The sequence below is a fragment of the Haladaptatus ordinarius genome, from assembly GCF_054177595.1.
Genome location: NZ_JBPEHH010000006.1, coordinates 1 through 24,198 on the forward strand (window position 1 = coordinate 1; position 24,198 = coordinate 24,198).

Here is a 24,198-nt window from a genome sequence, read left to right on the forward strand (position 1 = left end):
GGCGCTCTCACTGGAGTGAGACCGCCGTCTTTGGTTGAATCATTCGCTCATCCGCGCCAGCTACTCTCGTCTCGCCCCAGAAACCGAGTCAGTAATCAGGAACGATGGGAACTACCGAAGTTGGGAGAATCTTGCGTTGGGAGGACGAGTATTACGTGCCGGTTGACTTCCAAGACTCCACTGCCAAGTAACGAAATTCAGCTTTCCCAAGAGAAGCCGAATGATCTCCGGAACCCGACTTAAGGCGTAATGATAGTCACGGGATTCATACTCGGTTTTCCAGAAAGTAAACAGGCCTCCCACACCATCATTCGCGTACAGATCGTTCGGAGACTCATCTAAAAAAGCCTCCAGGCTCGTCTCATCTGCATCAAGCGCTGGCTGTTCATACCCATCCCTCCATTTGTCCTCCGATATTCTCTCAAAATCTGCACCAGGCGTCGAGAAGGTGTCTGGAATACTTTTGCTCTCACGGAGATTCAATGGGAATACAACGGTAAACTGTCTCAAATCACTTCCGAGAGTATCCCGTAGCACCTCTCTCTTCTTTCTCTGAAAGATGGTATCTAAATCAGGATCGTCTACTTCATGGGTCTCCTCCGCAACCTCAAGAACTGTATCTTGGAACCGCTGGAGAAGAGTAATTCTGGAAATCTTGTGTTCCTGAGGATCAAAATTTGTCTCCTCGTCAATGTAGTCCGAGAGTATCCACTGTAGTTTATGCTGCATCCCAAAATCAACGACATACTTCTCCTCTCCTAGGTCACGTCTTAAACAACCGAGAGCATCCTCAAGACCAGTCATGAACGGAACATAGTGTTCCACATCTTAAGAATGTCCGTCAGTCGCGGTTCGCATCCAGGATAAACAGGACTACCAAGGTGTATTTTTAAAGTGGCAGTCAACCGCCATCCGGCAAATCCTCAATAACCATCAACCGGACCGAGGGGGCGATCAAATACGCAAGACCTGCCAGCCACGGATTTCCCGTCAAATGAAATGCAACAGCCACCAAGAGCACTCGAACCGCCGAAATCTGGTGCTCCTCAGAAAGACTGGTGAACCAGGTCCGAGCCTTTCCCGTACTCAAAGTCGCCTGCACCAACATCGCCGGGATCTCGAACGCCATCTCCGTCGAAAACGCGTCCACATCCGGCAGAGTCGCATCCACCGTTACGTTTGCAGGACTCGCCGACGGAACCGTAGATGCCGTCGCCTCCAAAGGCTCCGCCTCAACCGTAGTCGTCGAAGTCTCGCTCGTAACTGATCTGGAGGGGCTTGGCGGAGTAGATGCTGCACCTGCTACAGCTGCCGCATTAATCGCTGGCTGGATTGACGCAAGATCAGCGAGAACTGGTTCCGGAAATCGAATATCAGATAGCATACCCGACATTGCACCCGAAATCGCCGAGTTCACGACTGACTGCTGTAGCTGGAGTTGCTTCGTCAGGTCCGGGAGACTGGCTGCGATCATAGTCGAGACCATTCGCTCCCGCTGGGCAATCACCGGCTCCACAATATCCGCAATCAAATCCGCTTGCTGAACAGCGATAGGTTCCGTGATACTGGCGAGAATGCTTGCCTGGCTTGCGGCGAAAGGCTCCAAAATACTCTGCTGAAGCTCTCCGATCCGACTGGCAGCTAAAATCGTCTCGGAGGGGAACGTAAAGCTGTCCGCTATCTGCTCACCGATCTCTGCAAAATCAACTGCCTGCGGAGGAGTCGCCTCTTCTGGAGGGTTCCCAACCGGTTCCTCGCCGACGTTGTGCTCCAGGTAGATCGCACCCACGTACTCCCGCAGCAGATCCTCAACCGGTTCCTCCTCGTCGTCCTCCGTTTCCTCGTCAACGTCCTGGTCAAGGGAGAAGAATACTCGTCCAGGTGTCGACGCCTTCACTGCAACTTCCTCCGGGGGCTCTTCGAATATCAGCCGGTAAACTGTGATAGCCTCCTTGATGCGTTCCTCGGAGCGATTCAATTCCTCAGCGACAGCCTCGATATCTTCCGATTCGCGGTAGAGTTCACCAGCCTCACGGATCGTTTCCACCCATTCAAAGGAGACCTGCTCTCGGCGCTCCTGTCGCCGCTCCTCAATAGCTTCCATGAACTCGTCAAAATCGAGTTCCTCAGTCTCTTCCTTGCCCTCCGCCATTCTTACACGCTAGTTAGGAATACGGGACTATCAAGCCCTTGCTGAAAGCTTAGATGTCAGGCTCAGACAGCGGGTACGGGAGCTGTTCAAGGAACTCGTCGTCGGATACGACAATGCCCCCGTAGTCTCTGAGGCGGAACTCATCCTGGTACAGACCCCAGGCTTTGATCTGGTAAATCTCTGGCTGGCCAGTCGTCTGACCGTGGCTCAGGAACTCAAAGTTCGTCTCGAACAATTCCCCGTAGATGTCGCAATGATAGTCTCCTTCGATTTTCATGCGTAACCCCGAGCGCTGGTGCGCCCGCACCTCTCGTGGGGTCAGACAAACACGCCCGGTCGCGCACACCTCCTCCTGTTTTCTGCCATAAATGTCAGACCGGCACCCGAGGTCGTGGCTGCGCGCGCAGCGAAGCGAGCACGGAGCGGAGGGTGGGGAGGTGGGGTCTGGGTCGGTCCGGCACGGAGCAAAAAAGAGAGCTGCGATGACCGGCTATTCCCACCACCGACCGCGCTCAGGAAACATCACGGTGCTCCATCCCGTTAGGGCCACGGAGACGCGCCCGTTGTACCAGTTCTTCGCCGCCCCGTGAATCCGAACGCGCTCGCCCTCTTCGATCCACGGAGCATCCGACGCTTTCCAGCTCGTGAACTTCGTTTTCCCACTGTCGTCTTCGATGAGCCCCACTTGGGAAATCGCTGAACTCGATGGGTCCCACAACTGCGTCACACGACCTTCGATGCTCACCTCTTTGCGATTGACGTCCTCGAGCTTCCCGATGGGAACTACCGTCCCCGGCGCCGTCTGCAACTTTTCGAACACCCCGACGACCGCGCTCATCAGGTCTTTCCCACCGACGACGGCCTCACCCAGCCGCCGACCAATCGCTGCTCGCGACCAGCCATCCAGCTTCTTCGCCAGCCGCATCGACTGCTTGTTCACCGCCGCCAACTGTTCCTGCGTGAGTTCTGCACGAGGATCGCCTCGCTCCGGGTCAGCCATCGGGTTCACGCTCGCCGCCCGCTTCTGGAACTCTGCACGCCACTCAGCGCTCCGCTTCGCCGCGATGTCTCGCGTCCGCTTCTCCCGACCGTCTTGCGTCCCCAACTCTGCCTGGGCACTGATGCGCTCCAGTTCGGCTTCCCGCGCCCGAATGCGCTCTTCCTGTTCGAGGGTCGCACCGTAAATCCGCTCGTCACTGGTGTCGACCATCCCGTCTGGGTGGTTCGCATCGACCTTTGCCTGCACTTCCATCTGCACCGTCGCCTGGAACTTCGGCGTCTCATCGACGACCTCGAAGCCCTCTTCGTCGACGGCCGCTTCGTCCGCTTTTTCGAATGCCTGTTCATCGACCGAAACCTCATTACCAAAGACGTTCTTACTCGACATTGGAGTTCAGCTCCTGAAGGCGCTCACGCGCCCGACACCGCGATGCCCTTACATCGCGGTTCTTCGACGACATCGACCGACAGAACCATCTGCGCGCTCTCGCTCGCGCCTTCGTGAGCGCCCCTTGGGGCGCGAGCGAGAGCGCCAAAGGAAGGTCACCCAACCAGCACCGCGCGCCGACCCGCCCGGAGCAAGCGTCCAGCGGGATATGCCCGCTCGTGTCCGGCCCGATGCGCGGGACCGTGTCCAGGGCGACTGTCGCCGAGAACGCGCGCCGCTGTGTGGCGCGCGACAGCGCAGGCGGCACAAAGCGCTGGAACGCGAAAGCCCGCAAGGGGCGCAACCGACGGGGATACCCGCTGGCGTCGAGGGCACATACATTTTAGCCCGGAACGGGCGCTCGCGGTGCGGAGAGCGCCCGCACGCCCGGAATGGTCGGTCGCGAGCGACGCGGAGGGCGGAAGCGGCGCGCGGGGCGAGCCGTAACAAAGAACCAGTTCAACCGGGCTCGACGCTCAGTGATACAGCCGATATCCTGGTGGACTCAGAAAGGGCGAGGCCGTCTCGGTCGTCCCCCGACTCCGTAAGCACCGCAGGCACGAGGAGCGCAGCGTGGGTCGCGGGATGCCGAGCGGCCGAGGGCTTTCACTCTGTACGTTCCTGTCTCGACTGAGTTACTCAGCCGAGTGTTGCAAAATACCGAAGTCATTTATATATGGGTTCGCTAGTATGCAACAGTATGCTCACAGAAGGCGAGGTTCGCGCCCTTACTGCCCTCCACGGTGAGCAGACGGTCTCTGAACTCGCAACGAATCTCGATCGAAGTCTCAGCTACACTTCCGAACTCGTCGAACAGCTCGAAACAGCTGGCCTCGTCGAGGCACGTCGACAGGGGAAAACAAAGCAGGTGCGACTGTCGGACGCAAAGGCACTCGAGTTACTCACGGACCTCACCCAGCAGTATTCACACATCGACTGGCCGGAGCTGTTGTCAGGGGCTGCCCTCCGTGTCTGCTACTACCTCAATACCCCACGGACCGTGACCGAACTCGCACGCCACGCCGACGTCCACAGAAGCACCGTCCACCGTGCGCTTGCCCCACTTCAGCATCGCGGAATCGTCTACCAAACCGACGACGGAGCGTACACACTGAATGACGGCTTCGAACAGCTGAGTACATTCGCTCGTGAGCTTGCCCATCACGTCCACCGCCAAACTGTCGAAGAACAGACCGACACCTACACGCTTCTGTGGGAATCCCTCGACGAGTTCCTTGTCCAGACGACAACTGAGATCACCGACGAACACTTCATTCCGACAGGACCAGACCAATTCCAGCGATATGACCTCCCGCTGTTGGCACGTGACCGTCGATACTACCTCTACTCGGAGACGACGAATGAACTCTCGCCGGAGACATTGTGCTGCCACATGCTCGTAATGGATTCGGGCGCACGGGCTCAGTCATACTGTCTGCTTCTGCTCAGTCACGTCGACATCGACCGCGACGTGCTCCGAGCCCAAGCCACCAAGTACGGCGTCGAAGACATCGTCAACGAGCTTTGCACATATCTCGACACCAGCGGTGACCAGCGGACGTCTCGACTTCCTGAGTGGGAGGACTTCCAGGAACTGGCTGAAGAGTACGAGGTGGCGCTATGAGGGCGCGATTCGACAGCGCATACATCCGGTCGGAACTCGAACGCATCGGCCAGCAGCTGGACAACCCGCTCACCGTCTTCTTGATTGGCGGTGGGTCGATGGCGTTTCGCGGACTCAAAGAGACGACCAAAGATATCGATCTCATCGTTTCCTTCGGCGACGATCTGAGTCAGCTCCAGGCAGTGCTCCTTGAGTTAGGATACGATATTGTCCGGGAACCGGACGAAGAGTACGAAGAACTCGGTGCCCAGCGAATCCTCGAGAACGATGATGGGTGTCGCATCGACGTCTTTAACCAGCAGGTCATCGGCAAGCTGATTCTGTCTCCAGGCATTCGTGAGCGGAGTTCCCGCGAGTGAAACGAGCGGGAGCACGGAAGACGAGCGAAGCGAGTCTTCAGGAGCGAACGGTATCTCGACCCGGGGAATCTCGTGGTCGAGCTCGTGAGTCCAGAAGATCTCTTCCTGTTCAAAGCGGTTGCCGGTCGGGTGGACGATATCGAGGATATGTTCTCGTTGATGCAGACCGGCCTCGAGTTCGACGTCGTCGAAGCGGAACTCGAGACGCAGGTCGAACTCTTGGAGCAAGAGTTGTTCGTGACGTACGTCAACGAAGCGTTGACCCATCTCACCGAACGACACAGCGTGACGACACCGTTGCACGACCCCGTGGCGGAGATCACCGAGCGCGTCTACGAGGAGCTCGAAGTGCTGCATGCGCTTGACGACCCGAAGTCGGTTGCTGACCTGCAACAGGAGAATGATTGGTCTGCAGCGGACATACAGGGGGTTGTGAGACGGCTGGAAGAGAAAGACGCCGTCGCGGTAACTGATCGGCGCGTAGAACGTCGCTCAACGACGATCTGACCACGGAGGGGAGGAAGTGAGGCCGTGACTACGCTGTGAGCAAGTCTACACGGCTCTGTTGAAACCATCAGACCGTGACAGGAAGTGCGTGGCACATACAGAGCTTCTCTTCAGCAGAACCCGATGCTGATGCGCCTACTAAATGTCGGAGCCCCTGTTCGCAGGCAGTCGGCAGAACGAGGAGGACAGTCGATGGCCTTTAGATCCACAGAACCAGTTCACTCCTGACAGCAGTCAGTCACCTACAAATTCATTAGATGGTTTTAGTCGATGGAACGAGATGCATGAATATGGACACGCTACATTCGAACGGCAGTACGTTCCAGGGGTACCGATGGTAAACGTCGCGCTCTCAGCTGCCCAAATCGTCTTAGCACTGTTTCTCGTGGTGCTCAACGGCTTTTTTGTCGCAGCAGAGTTCGCCTTCGTTCGGATTCGGGGAACGTCGGTTGATCAACTCGTCGAGGAAGGGCGGCCCGGCTCGGGAACGCTCCAAGACGTGATGACGAACCTCGACAACTACCTCGCCACGACGCAACTCGGCATCACCATCGCGTCGCTGGGACTGGGGTGGGTCGGGGAACCCGCCGTGGCGGCACTCATCGAACCCGTACTGGAACCGGTTCTCCCGGCGGATCTCATCCATCTCGTTGCGTTCGCAATCGGCTTTAGTATCATCACGTTTCTCCACGTCGTCTTCGGTGAACTCGCGCCGAAGACGCTCGCAATCGCCCAGACCGAGCGACTCTCGCTGTTCCTCGCCCCGCCAATGAAGTTCTTCTATTACATACTCTATCCGGGAATTGTCGTCTTCAACGGAGCAGCCAATGCGTTCACGCGGTCGCTCGGTGTGCCGCCCGCGTCCGAATCGGATGAGACACTCGGCGAGCGGGAGCTCCTTCGGGTACTAACACGATCGGGCGAGGGCGGGGACATCGACATGGCAGAAGTGACGATGATCGAGCGCGTCTTCGATCTTGACGACACCGTGGTGCGGGAGGTCATGGTCCCACGGCCGGACGTGGTGAGCGTTCCGGCGGATGCCACGCTCTCCGAACTACATTCGATCGTCTTTGAGTCCGGTCACACGCGCTATCCGGCTCTTGATGCCAACGACGGTGACCAAGTGGTTGGATTCGTCGACGTCAAGGACGTATTGCGAGCAGAGGTGGACGATGGGGATGCCGAGGTAGTCGGTGACATCGCCCGCGAAATTCTCATCGTCCCAGAGACCATGTCAATTAGCGATCTCCTGATACAATTCAGGGAGGATCGCCAGCAGATGGCCGCAGTCATCGACGAGTGGGGGGCGTTCGAGGGGATTGCGACGGTCGAAGACATCGTTGAGGCCCTCGTCGGAGACCTTCGAGACGGGTTCGACCTCGATGAGCGCGAACATTCGATACGCCCGCGTGACGATGAAGGGTACGACATCGACGGCGGAGTCCCATTGTCGAAAGTTTCCGACGCCCTCGATGGCGACTTCGATAGCGAAGCGGTCGAAACGATCGGTGGGCTGGTGCTGGGACGACTCAATCGCGTGCCAGAACCTGGTGACCGCGTCGAGATCGACGGTCACGTCGTTGAGGTAACGAGCGTCGAGGGGACCCGAATTTCGACGGTATGGGTCCACGAAAGAGATATCGACGATCCAGCAGTGGACTGACAGGGATTTGCGTGGATCATCATACTTTCCAGTGTAGCAGATCACAAATCTGTTGAAATCGGCGTGCAGGACTTAGAGGATAAGTTCAGCACAACGACTCCGTTTGTTTCACGTCGAAACCGGTGAACTACTCGATCACTACACCTGCGTACTGTTCGATGTTCTCCAGTACTAACACTCAGATTACGCCGTCACCAACACTGCTTATGGAGCGAGGAAGTGTCTCTCCTTTATGACCGATTCGGGTAGCGACGAGTTCGACCCAACAGCACCAGATCAACGGGAGATCGGCCGCGAAATGGTTGACGACAGTACGGGACTCGGTTCGGTGATGGCCCACGCCTATCGCGGAGAGGTAGACCGAGTGGGAACGTGGCGGCAGCGCCTCGACGAGACGACGACGTGGGCGGTGACGCTGATGGCAGCAATTCTGACGTGGGCGTTTTCGAGTGCTGATAACCCACACTATATTTTGCTGATCGGGATCGTTGTCGTCACCATCTTTCTGGGCATCGAAGCACGGCGGTACCGGGACTACGACGTCTTTCGCTCTCGTGTTCGAGTCATCCAAGAGAACTTATTCGCAAACGCCCTCGATCCATCGCAAGGCACTGAAAGTCACGACTGGCGAGCTGAACTGAGCGGAGACTATCGCAGGCCGACGCTGAAAGTCTCGTTCTACGAAGCACTCGCAAACCGGCTCCGGCGTGTCTACCTCGCGCTGCTCAGTGTCCTCTTGGTCGCGTGGGTCTTCAGGATTACAGCGTTCGCGCCGCGCCAAGACTGGCTGACAGCCGCTGGAATCGCCCGTATCCCCGGGATTGTTGTGGTTGCCGTTGTGGGTGTGTTCTACGTCGTACTGCTGGGCGTCACTTTTTGGCCCCGCGAGCGCCATGCCAAGGGTGAATTCCGTGAAGGAGACACGGACGACTGGAAAGAGACAGACCGATAAATCCGTTCTCCGTATAACGTACCGTCTCGGTAGTGGAGCGGGGTATAGAGGGCTGCAGGAACTACTAGTAGTGATGTCCGAATCAGAAGTGACCCGCTGGGAGTACGAGACGCTTCGCCCACCGCGCGATGAGACCCAAAAAGAAGCAGAGGATCCGAAAGCAGAGTTGAATCAACTCGGTGCAGAGGGCTGGGAGTTTGTGGAGACGATCGACTATGAGGGAGGCGGTACCAAGTATCTCGTTTTCAAGCGACCCGCCCAATCGGGTGAGCCAGTATGACTGACGAGACCGACATCAGTACGGCCAACACGATGCGTGAGCGCTCGGGTGAGAGTCGGATTAAACTCTGGTTGCTGCTGCGCGCGAACCGCCTTCTCGTCTCCAGCGTCCTGACCAGTGCCGTGTTCGTCGCATTCGTCATCGCCGTCGCTGTCCTCGATCCACCGTTTTCACGGCAAATCGCGTCCGGCGACATGATCGACACGATGTTCTCGACGATGATCACGGTCATCGTGACTGGGACGACACTCGTCGTCACGATCGGTCAGCTCGTCCTCTCCCAGGAGAACGGCCCGCTCGGCGATCAACGCGAGCGTATGGCCAGTTCGATGGATTTCCGGGATTTTACTGAAGAATTAATCGGGTCTCCGAGTCCTGCCGACCCATCCGAATTCCTAAGCCAGATCATCGGAATCACGGCACAACGGACGATAGCTCTTCGAGAGTCTATTGGCAAGAATGATGATGAGAACCTCCGAGAAGAGGTCGATGAATTCGCTGAAAGCGTCACCGGGAACGCTGACACGGTACGTGACCAACTTGAGGGTGCGCAGTTCGGCTCGTTCGATGTGTTATTCGCCGCACTGAATTTCAATTATAGCTGGAAAATCTTCCAAGTTGAACGTCTCGCGAACGAATACGAAGAGAGCCTCACTGAGGAAGAACACGGCTTGCTTGACGACCTCAAATCAGCGCTGTCTCTATTTGCTCCGGCGCGCGAACACATCAAGACGCTGTACTTCCAGTGGGCACTCATCAACTTGTCTCAGATGATTCTCTATGCTGCAGTCCCGGCATTGGCCGTTGCGGGTATCATGGTCGGAATCGTCGATGCGGGGACGTTCCCGGGAAGCACACTCGGTCTCGATCACATCATCCTCGTCGTGGGCGGTGCGTTTGCGGTGACGCTCGTTCCATTCATGCTGTTCGTCTCGTACGTCCTTCGCATCGTCACTATAGCGAAACGGACACTTGCCATCGAGCCGCTGATCCTCCGCGAATCACAACGCTAAGATCCGACGCAGAACTCGAACCTCAGACACGGTTGGACGTGGACGCTTCGTGAGGTACTGAAAATGGATTTCCAGATCGGTCGAAATCCATACTCGGGGCTACCTGAGACTCATGATTGTGGTAGACGACGATGCACGAGCACACTACTCCGCTCCCAATCATTACACGGCGGGAACAGCCTGTCAGCAGAATCATCACCGTGAGAGCCGATATCAACTCATGGGTACCGAAATGCACCAGCAATGGGAATACAAGACACTCGATCCGCCAAAGGGATTGACCAAGCGAGAGACGGTCGACCCAACAGACGAACTCAACCGCCTCGGTGCAGAAGGCTGGGAACTCGCAGAGACGATCAGCTACGACGGTGGCGGCACGAAACTACTGCTGTTCAAACGCCCAGTCTCTCATGAGTGACCTCTCGACGGACAGCACGCTACGTGAGCGGACGGACGTCAACAAGTACTGGTTCTGGTTGCTGCTCGGGGCCAACCGGTGGGTCGTCGCCGGCGGGCTCGCTTTCCTGATCTTCCTCGTGTTCATGCTTTGGGGCGTGATGAAACCGGTGTCATTGCATTCGACCATGCAGTCGAGCGACATGGTTGAGACGGTGTTCGCCGGACTCGTTGGCGCGATTATCACGGGAACGACTGCTCGCAGCCAGGTAAGGAACTGTTCGCCGTCTCGCAACAGGGTAAAGAGCACAAACATCGTCACGGTGAGTCCGATCAGCAGTCCAGGGAGGCCACTGATGACGGTTAGTGTGCCGGTAGCGAGCCGTTGCAATCCCGCTGCGATTGACTCTTGATACGTAGCATACAAGAGGTCTAAATCGATCACATACCCGATGGTTTCGATCCGGTTCTCAATGATGTCGAGACTGAGTTCCCCATCTTGGATGACCGTTAGAAGCCCCAGTCCTTGCTGAATTGCGATCGTGAGGATGTAGGCAACTGGGACGAGAATCACGAAGATCGAGGTCACGATGAGCGTAATGGCAGCCATCGTCGAACTCACATATCGCTCCAGACGCTGTTGTACAGGTGTGAGAACGTACGCCAGTACGATAGCGAGGAGACGTACTGAAGCTGTGTGAGAACGATTAGGCCAGCGAGAATTCCGCTGACGATCGCTATCATCGATAACCCGATACGATCCGAAAACCAAGGTGGCTGCGTACCTCTTTCAGTCATTGCTTCTCGTATTACCCTTCTCGGCAACTTCTATACGGTGCCGAGCTCGTGGAGTACGTTGACGATCAGGTGTTCGTCTGTGAGCACTGTGGCTGTTGCTGACACCGGTACTGTATGGGACGGACGTCTGTCCGAAGTGTGGGCGAACCGATAATCGGCGCTACCTACACTCAAGATATTTTATGATTAATCACCCGAAGTTAATGCTGCAGACGCGCTGTGTATTCAGCACGGCCCCAACAAATTATCAGTAACTGTGGGTCTTCGACAGAGCCGTCTACATCACTTTCCGACCGACGACGATTCTGTATCAAGACTCACGAGATGGTTGTTTAGGTCGCGAGTTCAGTACGTTGCTGGGCCGCCGGGACTACATCTCGCACACAGCTGTAGTGGACCTTCCAGGTGGGCGAGTTCGACACGGAACCGTGTGAGGGCTGCAAGCGCATCGACGACGAGGCCACAGCTATCGCAGGCGTAATGGTCACGATCGTCGGGATCGGGATTCGACTGGATCGCGCAGTCGACGCAGATCGGGTGTGTCAGTTACCCACGACTGAAGTCGTGGGCTTGTCAGTGGACTCCCCTTCTGCCGTCGAATCGACGGAGGCGCAGAAATCGCCGTTCAGGTTCAGCGTCCCTGACGGTAGCGCACACTGACAGGGTGCGCCTCCACTCGAGGACTTCTGCCCCGAGTGGAGACGTTTCAAGAGTTTGCGAGCGATGTTTTTGCTCGCGTTATAATCCGCGTTCAGTTCGTACTCACACTTCTGACACACGAACTGGTGCTTCGACCGCCGATTGTCCTCATGCGTAAATCCACACTTGGAACACCGCTGACTCGTGTATGCAGGACTTATCTGTTCAACCTCGATTCCGAACATTTCGGCTTTGTATTCGGTGTACTGGTACAGGCGTCGGAACGTCCATGCGTGGAACCGCTTGGTGCCAGCCATCCGCTTACGAATGTCGGTCAAATTCTCGAATGAGATATGAGTACAGTCGTGGTCGCGGGCTTCTTCGAGAATCTGGTTAGACGCTCGGTGTAGTTCGTCCTGCATCCAGCGATGTCCGCGGTTTTTCATCGACTGAATCGACAGGTGTGCCGACCGCGTTCCAGTTTGTTGCATCGACCCACGCGTCTTCTCGAACTCTCGGCGTCGATGATTCATCTCGTCGGCGTTCCCGATGAACGCGCCTGTGGAAGTCACGGCGAGCGAACCGTCCACGTTCAGGTCAACACCAAGGACTGTTCTGTGCTTGGCGTCAGAATGAGTCATCGACAGCTCTTGTTCGTCTGTGGTTCGGCGCATCCGTGCGTGGAGGTAGAACGACTCTGTGGCGCGGTCGTATTGCAACGTGGACATTCGGAACTCGTAATCCTCATTCAACAGGTACTCGCCAATCGGCGTTCCCCCGGAGCTGTCGGGAATCACGTAGTCACACTTGACGCGACCGTTCACCGTCGAGAGCGAAACGTGGTCGCGGTGGAACGTCGCTGAACGCTTGTCGTAGACGACGCTCCACGCGTCGAAGTGCGGTTGACTCGTGTTGTCGCCTTTCTTGAGGCGGGCGACACCGCTTTTCGTGGCCTCGATAGCGCGCCGAATCCCTTTCTGAACGAGGTTCGCAGTCAACTCCGTCTCGTTTCGGAGTCGTTCGTAGAGGGCTTTCTCGGCTTTCTGTTTCGAGGTCACACAGTAGTCGTGTGGGTGTCTCCATGCCCACTCTGCGGTGGTGTTCGCACAGTGGAGGAACTGGTTCTTGGTCTGATGGAGGTCGTCGCACCGCTCGTTGGGTACGTCGAGTTTGACTTTGACGGTGCGAATCACGTCCTCCATTCGTATTTCACATATCAGATTAGTTCTTTATAAAACTACGACTTGCGTGGGGGAGTCGGGGTGCTATCGCTCGTGGTTTGTTTCGAGTCGGACTCTTCCCACGGCTGAAGCCGTGGGCTTCCTCCTTGCACCTCTGTGACTCGTTCGTCTTTTCCCCAGGTATGTGCCTCCCCCACGTCTCTACCGGGAACCGCATCGCAGAAGGCACAGCCAGCAAGTGTCTGTTGCATCACTCTCCTCCCTCGTTGGTGTCGCGAGCGGCGGTCCAGCCTCGATGGAAGACCGCGAGTTGGAGTATCGAGTCGAATGCCTCGTCGCTTGGCTCGTGGACGAGGACCCGTTCGTCGGGGATGGGAGTGACGACGTCGTCGTCGACGAGGTCATTGACCAGAGAATGGGCTCTCCTCTCGTCAATATCCGCTACCGCGACGCGGGCGGCATCTTGATCCTGTGCGACGAGTTTCGCTTCAAACCGTTCGTGGTCGGCCGATGCATCGTCGAATACGTCTGTACCGGGCATGGGAATCACGTCGGCGCGAATCTACGCGCCTCGGTCTCTCAGGCGCGGACAAACTGCTCGCTGCTACGCCGTTAACCAACACTGAGGGAGACTGCGGTTCTGTGTTGGTTAACTTGTGGGGGCTCAGAACTGATGAACGGGCTTCACGCGGAACGTATCTGGGTCAGTGTTCGGCGTCTCACTAGTTCGATCAAAGGACGACCGCGAGAGTCGGTTGACCAATTCCTCACGAACCGCTTCACGGCTGACTGTCGTTTCGTGCCAGCCGAGACGCTCGTCGAAATACCGCTTCTTGAACCGTTGGCCGATGTCGTCGACGGCGATGAACTGTGTCCGCTTCACGCCCGCTACGCTTGTCGAGACGAACTCGGCCCCGACGTCTTCGTGGGTGAGTTCAACGAGTGCGCACTCGACGAATGAGACGATGCCAGTCGGACTTCTGTTGTGAGGGAGCGTCAGTTCGAGATCTGCCCACGGTTCTTCGCTCGGTTGCTCAGTGTGCTCGCTAGGGAGTCGTGATTGCTGTTGCTCGTGTTCGGATGACATGGTTGTTGAGTGGGTGCCTACGACAGCCCCCTCGTCCCTCTCGGGGGCGACAAACTCAACCGCAGATCACATCATCAGGCAGTGAGTGAATTCTGACATATCTGCTAGAGGCTGTCGTCGTTTGATGGCCCTTCGGCCGGAGAGAGCCAGCGGCGTTTGCACCGGTGTACCCTATCCTTCCTTTGGATAATTCTGGAGGTGCAGAGTGGATTATGACAGGCCCAGATTAGTTTATATATGCGTCGAGCAGTTCTCAGGCGGTAATAGGGTCCTCGACGAACCAGAAAATGCGGAGGTTGGGGAGAATTGTGCTTGACGGTGGGGTGAAACACTCTATTTCGGGAGTATTGGTGCTCTAGTGTGAGCAGGCTTGGGCAGCATCTAACCAAGGAAATTGATGGCTCGATTGATGCCTCTGCAGATGATCTCCCCGTCACTCTCGAAATCAGACGATACAGGCTCTGAAAAGTGCATGACGGGATTTTAGACAGGGTTGCGCACTTCTCTCAGAGAAATATAGATCGTTTGGTAGGTTCTACAACTAATCGCCAAACTAAACGCCAGAGATACCTCGCCCTGGACGGGAGTACCGATGCTCAAACCTAGAATTCTCCTCCCGTAGACCCTGTTCCATCTAGCTGATTATACATCTCATCTGGGAAGGGAAGGCTTCCCCAGATTGAGTATGGGCACTGCTCCTGGCCGATGCAGTACCGCTGCATATCGTCGTTGTCACAGTTCATCGGAAGCGGGGTGTCGCCTCCAATGGTGTTCGAGAACTCGTAGCGAATCTGGTAATCGGTGACTTGTTCGTCGTACCAAGGCCATCGCGAGAAGACGTCCTTGAGGTCTGCGACAATCGTCTCGAGGTCGCTATCTCGGTACTGGGGAAGCCACATCACCATCCGGGCGAAGTTGTACAGGTCCTTTCGGACTGGTTTCTTCTCGTGGAGACGTTCGGCCATATTCGCCATACAGGGGAGTTCGAACAGGTCTTCGATTGACTCTACAGTGAGGGGCTGGACGCCACGCGAAGACTCCTGAATCCGATAGTGGTTCGTATTTCCGTGCTCCCGAATGGTCAAGCTCCGGTGGTCACGCTGGGATGCGAGAAGGTTCCCGAGACTCCGAGGACTCGAGATGCGATTACACACGTCTCGCTTCCAGCCCGCTTCCGGATCGTACGCCTCCACTGCCTCAAACAGCTCCTTCGCCGAGTGGAACTCCCCCAGTGAGACGACCTCGTCTGGAGCGTCTCGAATCGCATCCCGGAGTACACGGATGGTCCGTTCACCGGGGTTCCAGTCTCGCCAGATCCGTTCGTGGTGTCCCGTCTCGATGAAGCGGTCGATACGCTCCGTGATGGCCGACTCATTCGTCGTTAGCCACGTCAGCTGGTCTTCAGAGAGGTTCTCCTCCTGGACCCGCAAGAGCTTCTTGAACGCACGTCTGGCGTACTCGCGATACTTCGTGTCGAAATCACCGACGGGCACATAGAGGCAGTTGTTCTCGACGCGAGTGAGCAGTTCCCCGGCTTCTCCGGTCTCAGTTTCGGCGTGAACAAGGCACTTCCTCGATGCTGCAGCCATCGGGATTTCGAGATACAACCCGTCCCCGAACTCGGGCATCTCTTTGATCCCTGTACAAACGCGACCGGGGTGTGGTCCGTCCTCTCCGGGGTCTTTCGCGTACAGCACCTCTGCGATATCCTGTTGGAGACTCCCATCACCGAATTCTTGAAGGAGAGAGGCGAGGTTGTTGACGTAGAGCTCGCGAATATCGTAGAGGACCTGCACCGTTCGCGGTGGGGCGTGTTCGAACTTCGGGTGTGCCTTGACGCAGATAGCGCTCAACGTCGCAAGAACGGCGAGCGTTCCGGGCTCGTCGACGAAGGGTTTCTCTGCGGCGTTGGCCCTGACATCTTCTTTGAACGCCGCCGTCCCGAATCGCTCGAGATCATTCAACAGATCTTCCGGTTGGTCTTCGCCGTCGACGATGTAGCGATTGTAGCCCCGCGTGAACAGCTGGTTGATGCGGGTCGTCCCATATTCGAGCGGGAGCGTCGCAACGCGATAGGCGGCACGCTCGTCCTCGACAGGCGTCGACTGAGTCATTCCTTAACCACCTCCGGTGTCGCAGACCGGACGTCGAAGTTCGGGCTCTCGATGGGCGTGACGATACTACAGACGTCAGCGTGCAACGAGTAGGGGAGCCGGGCGACCCGACGCCGATCGGCGGTAACCACTGGGTCGATGGGAATCTCGTAGGTGACTTGCAGAAGGTCGTTCAGTACTTCCCGACTCTTGGCATCGTACCGATGGGCTGGATCACTGTCAAGGAGGTAGACGTGAACGCCCTGGCCGCTGTACACTACCATCGTCTCCTCGGCGTTGAAGTCGTCCTCGAAAATATCTCGCACCTCAAAGCCGTACTCGATGGCCCGTTCGATATCCTCGAAGGCATATGGGTAGCCTGCCGGGTCTGCCTCGAGAATACCCGCGGAATCGAGCAGTTCTTCGCTGTCTTCCGTAGCATCCTCATCCGAGACCGCTCGTGTTGCTCGCTCTCGGGCTATCGTTTTCGCGTCGATATCGACGAGGAGCACCCACGGTCGTTCCCAGTGATCGAGAGCGTAGTAGACCGCATCAGGACGCGGGTCTGGTTTGTCGAGCAGATCAGGATCGGCGAGTGCGAAGTCGCTCCGCCCAAGTGGATCGTTCCGCGCTGGATGGCAGATGAACTCGAGGACGTCGTCGAAGTCGTGGAACGCTGCCGTGGTTCGGTCGCCTGAGACGTTCGTCTGCCACGTATCTCGACGGATGAAGTCCTTGTCTGGGACTCCGTCTTTCCGTACCGGGTGGGGCTCCTGAAACGCGAGTGCGTACTGTTTCGGCCCCTTCGCGGTGATGAACGACGGGAGTTCGTCGACGTACGAGGGGAACTCCTCCGTGTAGTACCTATAGATCTCTTCGCGGGTTGCGTGGCGCCACGTCATGTGTTGAACTCCAGGTCGAGTTTGTTGAAGCTCCGAATCGTCGTCAGCCCAGCCGCATCGAACGATTCAACGGCCTCTCGAATGTCCGAGAACGAGCGGGCTGCACGCCCGCTCACGCTGCTTTCTATCCGGTCGGCCTCTGCGAGACGGTCCAACACCTCGACGGCCGTCTCGCGTCTGTTGAACGCCCAGACAGCGTTCGCGTCCACCGTGTTCTGCTTGTCGTAGTCGTCGACCGGCGCGTGTTTGTTGTTACTCGCGAGTTCGGCTTCACCGACCCACACGAGTTCCCCGTCAGCATCGAGACCGACAACGTCGAACACCGTCTCTTCATCGTACTCGTAGTACGGCTCGACCTGTGCGACGTCGTCGCGGGAGTCTAACCACAGTTCGAGCAGCTTCACACCGACCTTGTGCGGCGTCTTCTCACCGACATCTCCCTGACCAGGACCGACCTTGAGCTTCTGACCGAGGAGTTCACGCCCTGCCGGGAGGACAGTGTAGTACTTCCGACCACACGCTCGTCCTTCCTCCAGCAGGTCTTGCTCGACGAGCCGTTGCACGTCCAGATCCTCAAAGTCGCTCTTGAACGAACTCATTGAATCCAAGAGTCTGTGATTTGGTGCGTCACCATTCATCACGTCGAGAATGCGGGTTAGGAATCGGACGTCGTCGTGCGTGAGTCCGCGCCGCTGGAGTTCGTCATCTGGAACGGTTACACCACCTGCCTGTACTGGTGACGACCCATTCTCTTCGACAGGTGTCTCCGCTTCTTCACTGACTGGTTCTTCCGGCTCAGTTGCCCCGGAATCTGCAAATAGCGAGGTGGTGTCCGCGTCTCTTTCTTCCTCCTCTTCAGCGGCCGCCGAACCACTGGTTGCCTGTCCGATGAACGACGACTGCGCCGAGTCCGTAGGGCTAGTCGAGTCTGCGGATGTCGAACCTTCGTCGTTCGGTCTACTTCCCCAGCCCTCGTCTTCGGCTGTCTCCGATTCGGTGGTCTCAGCAAGCCCATACTGGGCCTGTGTTCGCTCCGAAAGCCGTGGGAGGGCCACGGTCTCGAAGTGGTCCTCCTGTTCGACAGAGAGCGGCTCGTCGCTCTCTGGATGGCCGGCTGCTATCGGGAGCGGCTTCACCGAGAACGGGGCTGGCCCCGTCTCCCCGAATGACGGACTCGGCAGTTGTGCGATCCACTCTCCGCTGGGGAGTGTGTTGATCCGATTTCTGAGGTCGGTCGGGCTCAAGTCTTCGTGGGCCAGCGATTCAGCGAGGTCGCGCTCGATGGAGATGTTCCCGATGAGCTTCGTCTTGATGTTGTTGAGGACCTCGTCGTAGGCGCGTTCGCTCCGATTTCGGACCTGCCCGGGGAACTGCATCACCAGTCCCATGCTCAGGCCGAACGACCGCCCCTGTGGAAGCAACTGCTCGGAAACGAGTTTCGTTGATGCGACGGGGGCCGCCTCCTCGATGATGAGGTTGGTAAGGTTATCGTAGTCCGTGTTCCCGTCACGTCGACGCACCTGCACTGCGTCCCAGAGGTTACTCAACAGGAGGAGTGTGATCGCTCGCTGTGCCTCCGGACGGAGATCTCCCAAGTCGAACAGGATCGTGGCGTCTTCGTCGAGGAACTCGCGGAAGTCGAATCGGTTGTCAACGTACTCTCCGGTCTCGTCCTGCTCCGGAACGTGGCTGAAGATCCGTCGCAGGTGTGCGTCCTCTCTGAGCTTATCGAGGCGGTTCCCGACGGCGTCCATCGACACCTGAAACCGGTGGTCGTCCTTCGCGAAGTGCCGTGTGAGCGACTCCTCGACGTTCCTGTTGTCTGCTGAAACCGGCGGGACAGTCCGCTCTCGCTGCATCCGGAGGGCTGCCGCGAAGAGATCGTCCAGCCCGAAGACGTCGCTCCCGTACTCCTCGTCGAAGAGGGCCTTGATGAGGTAGCTGAGGATCTCGTTCGCGACGAACGCCTGCCCGTACTGCTCACGGCCCATAATCATCCGCAGGATGTCGTGGAAGTGGTCGACCTTGTCCTGAATGGCGTCCTCGCGGTTTCGCCCGGCTTCGAGCGCGGGCCGGATGTCGAAGAAGGAGAACGCGGGGACAGTCTCCGGGACGCGGAACTGGTAGACGTCGTCCAACCCGTTGAAGCGGTCGTAGTGGCAGCGAAGGTAGTTGGCACACATCCCGTCGCCTTTCGGATCGACGACCACGACGGGGCCGCCAGTTGTCTCACGGAGGGACAGCGCGTCGTTGATGATTGCCTTCGATTTCCCGCCGCCGGTCGATGCGAACCGGCCGTAGTGCGTCGTCAAGAGCTTGGGCGGAATCCGAATCGGGTCTGGTTGGGGAGCTCCGTTCTCATCGAGCGCATACCCAATCGCCATCCCCTCCTGAAACTGTTGAACCAGGTCCGGATTGGGCCACGGAAGCGGGTTCCGGCTTTGCTGTTCAGCGCGGGTTCCGCGTGTCCCTTCTACTGTGAGTTGCTTGGAGGAAGGAACCAAGACGAAATTCGCGAGTTCCGTTCCACTGAGGACGAAATCAGGCCGGGTCTTGCCTCTCCCGGTCGTAATCTCTCGATCAAGTAACTGCTGAAGGGCAGTCCGGGCGTTCTTCGCCTTCGTCTTTTCTCGGAAGCCACCAGCACGGAGTCGTTCTCCCTGAACTTCGTAATAGGGGCCGTCAACCGGGTCGAACACGGGACGAAGTGAGTTCATCTGGGCCGCGAGTTCGTCGTGCGATTCGTCGTCGGTCGGAACACCGATTGCCCTGATGTTAGCAGTGTACGACCGCTTGGGATTCTTCGCGTCGATGTACTCGATGCGCTTGGCGACTGACTCGCTGAGCTGTTTCTCGTCGTGATCGCTCCGCTGGTCTTCGACCTCGAGGAAAGAGCCCACGACCTCCTGGAAGAAGGTATCCCGTCCGTCGACGAGATCCTCTTTTCTGACCTCTGCGTCGGACTGCCAGCTCGCCCGTCGCTGGAACACGACCTGAAACGCCACGGGTGAGGCTGCCTCCATCAGGTGATCAACGAGCGATGCCAGTGTCGCACCGGGCTGGTCGACAGCCACTAACCCGTCGTCGCCATCGCCAGCGGCGAAGGGCGTCAACGACGTCATCCAGTCTTTCTTCCGGGCGGCTGAACCGGACCAGCGCACGCCAACTGGCGAGATGGCGTCGATGGTGGGCCGAGCGAGAATCGTTCCCTCCGCAGTCTCGGTTGGCTTTTCGAGCGTCGTCAGTGGCTTCTCGTCCGGGATTGTACTCGGTGGTGCGAGTTTGAGGGCGGTCTCACCGACCTCGACGAAATGACCGGGGGATGCATCGAGTGTGGCACCTCCATCTGCAAACGGGGAGGCTTCAGTCGCCGCCGCTTGGTCTTGGTCACAGTCCTCACTGTCAAGTTCGTACTGCTCGTCGGGGCTGAATTCGTACTGCAGATGCCCCGCTTCGTAGTATTCGATGAACTCGGCTCGTGTGAACTCGACTGGTTGGATGAGCCGAGCGGCCACGTCGACGTCGACACGCTCGATGTCGAACGTTTCGGGGTAGATCGAACGGAGCCGTTTTTCCAGTGTATCGCGATGCTCGTCGACACCGTAGAAGAACTCGACAGGGTCGTCCGCTCCCTCACTTAATGCGAGAAACTCGAACCTCGGCGGTGTCTTACTGTGGAGCGGGTTCAGCTTCTGCGCGAATCCCGTCGTCTCTGCCGTCGTCAGTTTGTGCAGGCTTTCGAGGACTCGAGGGATTCCCTCGGGGTCAAGCTCTTCAGACGTTGGCGTAACTCGGAGATATTCACGCATCGTCCTCCCCCTCCATCGCCCCGCCATCTGGTTTCGCAGAGGCGGGTTCGGCTTCTTTCGACTGTCCGTTCGTGGCCTGCTGTTCCAGCTCCTCACGGAACTGCTGTACGTCCGTATCGACTGCCTCCTCGCCAGCGCCGGGGAGTGACTCCCGCGTCTGAGTCGTCGGGTCGAAGTCGATGACTTGCTTCTCCTTGGGCATCGCCTCGACCTTGATGCCACGCCACTCGCCGTCGACGCCGACGAGCGCCTCGGAGAAGCCTGCGTCCTCGTTACCGGGGACCGCGTCCTGCACGTAGCGCATCTGGGCGTAATTCAGCCCGAACTCGTCGGCCCACTGGTCGTCCATCCCGTCCAGGCGATGGAACTGCTTGACGGCACACTGATCGAGGATGGCCTCGGATTCAGCGTGTTCGAAGAACTCGTCGACGGTCTGCGTGACGAGACGAATCGAGAGATCGTGGTGGCGGTGATGGCGGAACACCGTCTCGAGGAACGCCAGACTCGCGGCGTCCTGCATGATGTACCGGGCCTCGTCGATGACGAACACGACCTCCTTGTCCGTCTCCTTCGCCCGCTCGTACACGAGCGAGATGAGCAACTGCATCGTCAGCGCCGTGCTGCTGTCGACGCTGCCCTCCTGTTGTGCAAGGTCGAGGTAGATGACCTTCTCGTCACGGATGTCGAACTCCGAGGACTTCCCGAGATTGGCGTGGCGACCCTCCTCCTCGAAGGGGCGAAGCTGGTCGAGAAGCCACGTCGCGTCTTCGCGGATCTTCCCGGCCTCCTCGTCGGACCGAACCACGAACGACTCTGGGTCGTCGACCATGTCTTCGAAGACGTCCATCATGTCTCGAATGGTCGGACTGGGATTGCTGTGCGTCGAGATATCGTCGGTGATGTCGTTGCGCTTGTAGGCGCGTTTGAGGCCGAGTTCGAGCGTTGTCCGGCGGTCACCGAGTGAGATACCGCGCAGTGCGAAGAAGTTCGTCAGGAAGCTCATGGCGTCGTCAAGCTTCTCGTTGAACGGGCTCGCGTCCTCGCCCATCGCTCGCTGGACGTGGTCGGGCGTCTGGCGAATCTCAAGGGGATTCAGCCCGAGTGTCCCACCGACGGTGATGCGTTTCGCTCCGAGTGCTTCGGAGACGCCCGCCCAGTTGTTGAGCGGTTCGAGGATGATACCGATGCGGTCCTTGCTCTGCTCGATAGAGCGGATGAAGTTCTGCTTTGAGCCGAACGACTTCCCAGACCCAGTATCGCCGACGGTGAACATCGCGTACCCGTTGTCACGGGCGAACGGGTCGATGACGACGGGACTCTGGTTGTCCTTGTGGATACCGAACTCGACTCCCCCCTCTTCGAGGATGGTTGCGTTATGCGGCGACGAAAGGAGTGCGCCGACGGCTCCACCGAGGGCGATTGACTCGCGCCCGAATACGTTGTCTCCGATGGGAGCGGCCGACTGCAGCGCGAGGTCCTGCCGACAGATCGCAGTCTTCGGCGTGAGGTTTGCGGGGTCGTCGCGGAGCGCACTTTTGACCTTCTGGACTGAGTCCCTGAGGTCGTCCTTGTCGTCGGCGCGAACCGTGACGAACATCCCCTGGTCGAAGACGTTCGCGCCACTCTCGACGGCCTTGTACGTCGCAGCGGCCTCGTTTGCGCGCTCCTGGAGGTACGCACTGCGGACACTCTGTTCCAGATCGGCGTCGACCTGGAGGTCGTCAGCGATGTCCTGCAGTTCATTCCGCGCACGCTGCTGGTTCTTCGGGGTGATGTGCGCTGTGAGGTCGAACTCGACGTCGGTCAACTCGAACAGGTCGCTCAGATACCCGTCGTTCGGGTAATCGGCGTAGTCAGCGATGTACAGCGTCGTCGTCCACTGCTCGCCAACCCGAGCGGCTCGTGTCTCCCACTCGATGGCTGCCGGCGCGGTCACCGTCTTGTGAGACTCGGAGATATCGTCGAGGAGCTGTCCCTCTACCTGTCCCTCTTCGAGCGTCTCCTCGTCGAGGACGTCCGAGAAGTCGACTTCGGGCTCGTCGTCGGCGGTGTGGCGGTCCCAGAGGAGTTTCCCGACGACTCCGAGGACCACAACCAACAGGAGGTAAATCGCCGCACCTTCGGGTGACGTTGGGTTCAGCAGCCACTCTGTGAGCTGGGCGAGGGGCCCGCCACCCGCCTGTAGGACGACGTCACGCATTGATCTCATCCTCCCGGCGCGAGTGGCCGATAATCGGTTGCTCGCGAACAACACGCTCTGCTTCGTCGTAGTCGTGCTCTCTCCCGTTCCAGAAGTCCATGTTCAGGACGAACAGCTCGACCGTACTGAGCCGACGAGCAGACCAGCCGGATGCCTGCTGGATGAACTCGGCGCGAACGTCGTTGACGCGGCTGTCCAGCTTCTCGAACATCTGTGCCCGACGCTCGACATCCGTCAGATCCTCACGCCGCGTCACGAACGGATTGAACAGGAACCCGATGACAGGGAACTGCGTCAGTTTCTCTGCAGGTGTGCCTTCGTCTCGGTATCTGTCGTAGACTTCGAGGGGCGTGACCTCGACGCCGATGTAGTAGCGGACCTGCTGGATGCCACGATCACGCATCTCCTTGGGCCGCGTCTCGCGGTACTCCTCGAGGAGTTCCCGGAAGATCGGGTTCTGCTTGACGTCCTCGTCGTTGAGCCGCTCCTCAATCGTTTGGGTGATTTGCTCCACCGGAAATGACCGGGTTGTCGCGTGGAGCTTGAGCTTCGAGTCGAGTTCCTTGTTGGCGAACTCTTCCCCGGCCTCCTGGAGCTGTGCCCAGTCGTCGGACATGGCGAAGTCCATATTCCCCGGGTCGATCTCGATGAACGCTTCCATCGTTCCGTCTGCCCGTTGAATCGCTCCAGCACCGGGCCACGCCCGCTTGACGTTTGTGAGGTTCTGCGTTCGCTCATCTGGTTTGAACGGCGTGTAGTTCGCAAGCCCGCCCTCGTTTCGCTCTGTCTCGTTCGTGGTAGTATCGGGTTCTTCTGGAGCACTGAACGTGACTCGCGGACGTTTGGCGTAGCGATAGACGTCCTTCGTCCACGTCCACGCGTTCAGGTGGTCGGGAGAGACGTAGATGACGGCAACGCCAAACCCGAATCCTCCTGCGACGAACGGGAGGGCGAGCGATTCGATTCCGGTGAGACCAGCGACGAACAGCCCAATAATCGGGAAGGCGATGAGCACGCCGACGTCTCCCTCCTCGATGTTGAGGTAGGGGATACGACTCTCTTCGCCAAACTGGTCCATGATGCGCCGTGCGGCTGCGTCTTGATCCATCGACAT

General features: G+C 58.1%; 21 protein-coding genes and 2 pseudogenes. 8 read left to right on the top strand and 15 right to left on the bottom strand.

The features are described 5' to 3' along the window. Positions 1 to 111 precede the first annotated feature (111 nt). From ACR3FF_RS03830 to ACR3FF_RS03845, 4 genes are all read right to left on the bottom strand, one after another. Positions 112 to 804: a hypothetical protein gene (locus ACR3FF_RS03830; RefSeq protein WP_458186210.1), complete on the bottom strand. Its 693-nt coding sequence runs from the start codon at positions 802 to 804 to the stop codon at positions 112 to 114. A gap of 97 nt (positions 805 to 901) precedes the next feature. After that, positions 902 to 2,152 (bottom strand): hypothetical protein, encoded by a 1,251-nt coding sequence (locus ACR3FF_RS03835; protein ID WP_458186212.1) that lies wholly within the window; start codon positions 2,150 to 2,152, stop codon positions 902 to 904. A gap of 49 nt (positions 2,153 to 2,201) precedes the next feature. Further along, complete coding sequence (locus tag ACR3FF_RS03840) at positions 2,202 to 2,429, bottom strand: hypothetical protein (protein ID WP_458186214.1); 228 nt, start codon at positions 2,427 to 2,429, stop codon at positions 2,202 to 2,204. Between the two features lie 213 nt (positions 2,430 to 2,642). Continuing rightward, entirely contained in the window at positions 2,643 to 3,539 is an 897-nt protein-coding gene (locus tag ACR3FF_RS03845; RefSeq protein ID WP_458186216.1) for a DNA-binding protein, read from the bottom strand. Positions 3,540 to 4,278: 739 nt separating this feature from the next. Between ACR3FF_RS03845 and ACR3FF_RS03850 the strand changes: the two genes are divergently transcribed. The 8 genes and pseudogenes from ACR3FF_RS03850 to ACR3FF_RS27390 all read left to right on the top strand — a co-directional run bounded on the left by ACR3FF_RS03850 (position 4,279) and on the right by ACR3FF_RS27390 (position 10,788). Next, positions 4,279 to 5,202, top strand: coding sequence for a winged helix-turn-helix domain-containing protein (locus tag ACR3FF_RS03850; RefSeq protein ID WP_458186217.1), 924 nt, complete (start codon positions 4,279 to 4,281; stop codon positions 5,200 to 5,202). After that, positions 5,199 to 6,068, top strand: a pseudogene (locus ACR3FF_RS03855) (hypothetical protein). Before ACR3FF_RS03850 ends, ACR3FF_RS03855 begins: the two are co-directional and overlap by 4 nt. A gap of 334 nt (positions 6,069 to 6,402) precedes the next feature. After that, complete coding sequence (locus ACR3FF_RS03860) at positions 6,403 to 7,734, top strand: hemolysin family protein (protein WP_458186220.1); 1,332 nt, start codon at positions 6,403 to 6,405, stop codon at positions 7,732 to 7,734. Positions 7,735 to 7,966: 232 nt separating this feature from the next. Next, positions 7,967 to 8,686 carry a DUF2270 domain-containing protein gene (locus tag ACR3FF_RS03865; protein WP_458186222.1) on the top strand — a complete coding sequence of 240 codons (720 nt, stop codon included), beginning with the start codon at positions 7,967 to 7,969 and terminating at the stop codon, positions 8,684 to 8,686. Between the two features lie 73 nt (positions 8,687 to 8,759). Further along, on the top strand, positions 8,760 to 8,966 hold the full coding sequence (locus ACR3FF_RS03870) for a DUF4177 domain-containing protein (protein WP_012945603.1): 207 nt from the start codon (positions 8,760 to 8,762) through the stop codon (positions 8,964 to 8,966). Then, a complete protein-coding gene (locus ACR3FF_RS03875) occupies positions 8,963 to 9,979 on the top strand; it encodes a DUF7972 family membrane protein (RefSeq protein WP_458186224.1) in 1,017 nt (338 codons plus the stop codon). The genes ACR3FF_RS03870 and ACR3FF_RS03875 overlap by 4 nt, the downstream gene beginning before the upstream one ends. 220 nt (positions 9,980 to 10,199) lie before the next feature. Next, positions 10,200 to 10,397: a DUF4177 domain-containing protein gene (locus tag ACR3FF_RS03880; RefSeq protein WP_433632173.1), complete on the top strand. Its 198-nt coding sequence runs from the start codon at positions 10,200 to 10,202 to the stop codon at positions 10,395 to 10,397. Continuing rightward, positions 10,390 to 10,788 (top strand): DUF7972 family membrane protein, encoded by a 399-nt coding sequence (locus ACR3FF_RS27390; protein ID WP_472850146.1) that lies wholly within the window; start codon positions 10,390 to 10,392, stop codon positions 10,786 to 10,788. The genes ACR3FF_RS03880 and ACR3FF_RS27390 overlap by 8 nt, the downstream gene beginning before the upstream one ends. Here ACR3FF_RS27390 and ACR3FF_RS27395 read toward each other — a convergent pair. The 11 genes and pseudogenes from ACR3FF_RS27395 to ACR3FF_RS03935 form a co-directional block, all read right to left on the bottom strand. Further along, positions 10,683 to 10,997: pseudogene (locus ACR3FF_RS27395) on the bottom strand (AI-2E family transporter); the annotation flags it as partial. The gene ACR3FF_RS27390 and the pseudogene ACR3FF_RS27395 sit on opposite strands and share 106 nt — an antisense overlap. 521 nt (positions 10,998 to 11,518) lie before the next feature. Then, the gene (locus ACR3FF_RS03890) at positions 11,519 to 11,719 is read right to left on the bottom strand and encodes a DUF7558 family protein (protein ID WP_458186356.1); all 201 of its coding nucleotides are present in this window, start codon (positions 11,717 to 11,719) and stop codon (positions 11,519 to 11,521) included. Then, a complete protein-coding gene (locus ACR3FF_RS03895; protein WP_458186227.1) occupies positions 11,716 to 13,014 on the bottom strand; it encodes an RNA-guided endonuclease InsQ/TnpB family protein in 1,299 nt (432 codons plus the stop codon). Before ACR3FF_RS03895 ends, ACR3FF_RS03890 begins: the two co-directional genes overlap by 4 nt. A 35-nt stretch (positions 13,015 to 13,049) precedes the next feature. Then, positions 13,050 to 13,244, bottom strand: a complete 195-nt coding sequence (locus ACR3FF_RS27400) for a DUF7558 family protein (protein ID WP_472850145.1) — start codon at positions 13,242 to 13,244, stop codon at positions 13,050 to 13,052. Then, complete coding sequence (locus ACR3FF_RS03905) at positions 13,244 to 13,534, bottom strand: DUF8069 family protein (RefSeq protein ID WP_458186229.1); 291 nt, start codon at positions 13,532 to 13,534, stop codon at positions 13,244 to 13,246. The genes ACR3FF_RS27400 and ACR3FF_RS03905 overlap by 1 nt, the downstream gene beginning before the upstream one ends. Before the next feature lie 123 nt (positions 13,535 to 13,657). Further along, complete coding sequence (locus tag ACR3FF_RS03910) at positions 13,658 to 14,080, bottom strand: DUF8030 family protein (RefSeq protein ID WP_458186231.1); 423 nt, start codon at positions 14,078 to 14,080, stop codon at positions 13,658 to 13,660. A 602-nt stretch (positions 14,081 to 14,682) separates the two neighbouring features. Continuing rightward, on the bottom strand, positions 14,683 to 16,194 hold the full coding sequence (locus tag ACR3FF_RS03915) for a primase-associated protein (RefSeq protein WP_458186232.1): 1,512 nt from the start codon (positions 16,192 to 16,194) through the stop codon (positions 14,683 to 14,685). After that, positions 16,191 to 17,075, bottom strand: a complete 885-nt coding sequence (locus ACR3FF_RS03920; RefSeq protein ID WP_458186234.1) for a bifunctional DNA primase/polymerase — start codon at positions 17,073 to 17,075, stop codon at positions 16,191 to 16,193. The genes ACR3FF_RS03915 and ACR3FF_RS03920 overlap by 4 nt, the downstream gene beginning before the upstream one ends. Next, the gene (locus tag ACR3FF_RS03925) at positions 17,072 to 20,884 is read right to left on the bottom strand and encodes an ATP-binding protein (RefSeq protein ID WP_458186236.1); all 3,813 of its coding nucleotides are present in this window, start codon (positions 20,882 to 20,884) and stop codon (positions 17,072 to 17,074) included. The genes ACR3FF_RS03920 and ACR3FF_RS03925 overlap by 4 nt, the downstream gene beginning before the upstream one ends. Further along, entirely contained in the window at positions 20,877 to 23,084 is a 2,208-nt protein-coding gene (locus ACR3FF_RS03930; RefSeq protein ID WP_458186237.1) for a VirB4 family type IV secretion system protein, read from the bottom strand. Before ACR3FF_RS03930 ends, ACR3FF_RS03925 begins: the two co-directional genes overlap by 8 nt. Next, on the bottom strand, positions 23,077 to 24,198 hold the full coding sequence (locus ACR3FF_RS03935) for a TraC-like domain-containing protein (RefSeq protein WP_458186239.1): 1,122 nt from the start codon (positions 24,196 to 24,198) through the stop codon (positions 23,077 to 23,079). The genes ACR3FF_RS03930 and ACR3FF_RS03935 overlap by 8 nt, the downstream gene beginning before the upstream one ends.

Excerpts from the sequence above, each read along its gene's own strand:
- ACR3FF_RS03840 (WP_458186214.1), bottom strand. The coding sequence starts at position 2,429 with ATGAAAATCGAAGGAGACTATCATTGCGACATCTACGGGGAATTGTTC.
- ACR3FF_RS03860 (WP_458186220.1), top strand. The coding sequence starts at position 6,403 with ATGGTAAACGTCGCGCTCTCAGCTGCCCAAATCGTCTTAGCACTGTTT.
- ACR3FF_RS03895 (WP_458186227.1), bottom strand. The coding sequence starts at position 13,014 with ATGGAGGACGTGATTCGCACCGTCAAAGTCAAACTCGACGTACCCAAC.
- ACR3FF_RS27390 (WP_472850146.1), top strand. The coding sequence starts at position 10,390 with ATGAGTGACCTCTCGACGGACAGCACGCTACGTGAGCGGACGGACGTC.
- ACR3FF_RS03850 (WP_458186217.1), top strand. The coding sequence starts at position 4,279 with ATGCTCACAGAAGGCGAGGTTCGCGCCCTTACTGCCCTCCACGGTGAG.
- ACR3FF_RS03835 (WP_458186212.1), bottom strand. The coding sequence starts at position 2,152 with ATGGCGGAGGGCAAGGAAGAGACTGAGGAACTCGATTTTGACGAGTTC.
- ACR3FF_RS03930 (WP_458186237.1), bottom strand. The coding sequence starts at position 23,084 with ATGCGTGACGTCGTCCTACAGGCGGGTGGCGGGCCCCTCGCCCAGCTC.
- ACR3FF_RS03905 (WP_458186229.1), bottom strand. The coding sequence starts at position 13,534 with ATGCCCGGTACAGACGTATTCGACGATGCATCGGCCGACCACGAACGG.
- ACR3FF_RS03880 (WP_433632173.1), top strand. The coding sequence starts at position 10,200 with ATGGGTACCGAAATGCACCAGCAATGGGAATACAAGACACTCGATCCG.
- ACR3FF_RS03915 (WP_458186232.1), bottom strand. The coding sequence starts at position 16,194 with ATGACTCAGTCGACGCCTGTCGAGGACGAGCGTGCCGCCTATCGCGTT.
- ACR3FF_RS03865 (WP_458186222.1), top strand. The coding sequence starts at position 7,967 with ATGACCGATTCGGGTAGCGACGAGTTCGACCCAACAGCACCAGATCAA.
- ACR3FF_RS03925 (WP_458186236.1), bottom strand. The coding sequence starts at position 20,884 with ATGCGTGAATATCTCCGAGTTACGCCAACGTCTGAAGAGCTTGACCCC.
- ACR3FF_RS03875 (WP_458186224.1), top strand. The coding sequence starts at position 8,963 with ATGACTGACGAGACCGACATCAGTACGGCCAACACGATGCGTGAGCGC.
- ACR3FF_RS03845 (WP_458186216.1), bottom strand. The coding sequence starts at position 3,539 with ATGTCGAGTAAGAACGTCTTTGGTAATGAGGTTTCGGTCGATGAACAG.
- ACR3FF_RS03830 (WP_458186210.1), bottom strand. The coding sequence starts at position 804 with ATGACTGGTCTTGAGGATGCTCTCGGTTGTTTAAGACGTGACCTAGGA.
- ACR3FF_RS03910 (WP_458186231.1), bottom strand. The coding sequence starts at position 14,080 with ATGTCATCCGAACACGAGCAACAGCAATCACGACTCCCTAGCGAGCAC.
- ACR3FF_RS03935 (WP_458186239.1), bottom strand. The coding sequence starts at position 24,198 with ATGTCGATGGATCAAGACGCAGCCGCACGGCGCATCATGGACCAGTTT.
- ACR3FF_RS27400 (WP_472850145.1), bottom strand. The coding sequence starts at position 13,244 with ATGCAACAGACACTTGCTGGCTGTGCCTTCTGCGATGCGGTTCCCGGT.
- ACR3FF_RS03920 (WP_458186234.1), bottom strand. The coding sequence starts at position 17,075 with ATGACGTGGCGCCACGCAACCCGCGAAGAGATCTATAGGTACTACACG.
- ACR3FF_RS03870 (WP_012945603.1), top strand. The coding sequence starts at position 8,760 with ATGTCCGAATCAGAAGTGACCCGCTGGGAGTACGAGACGCTTCGCCCA.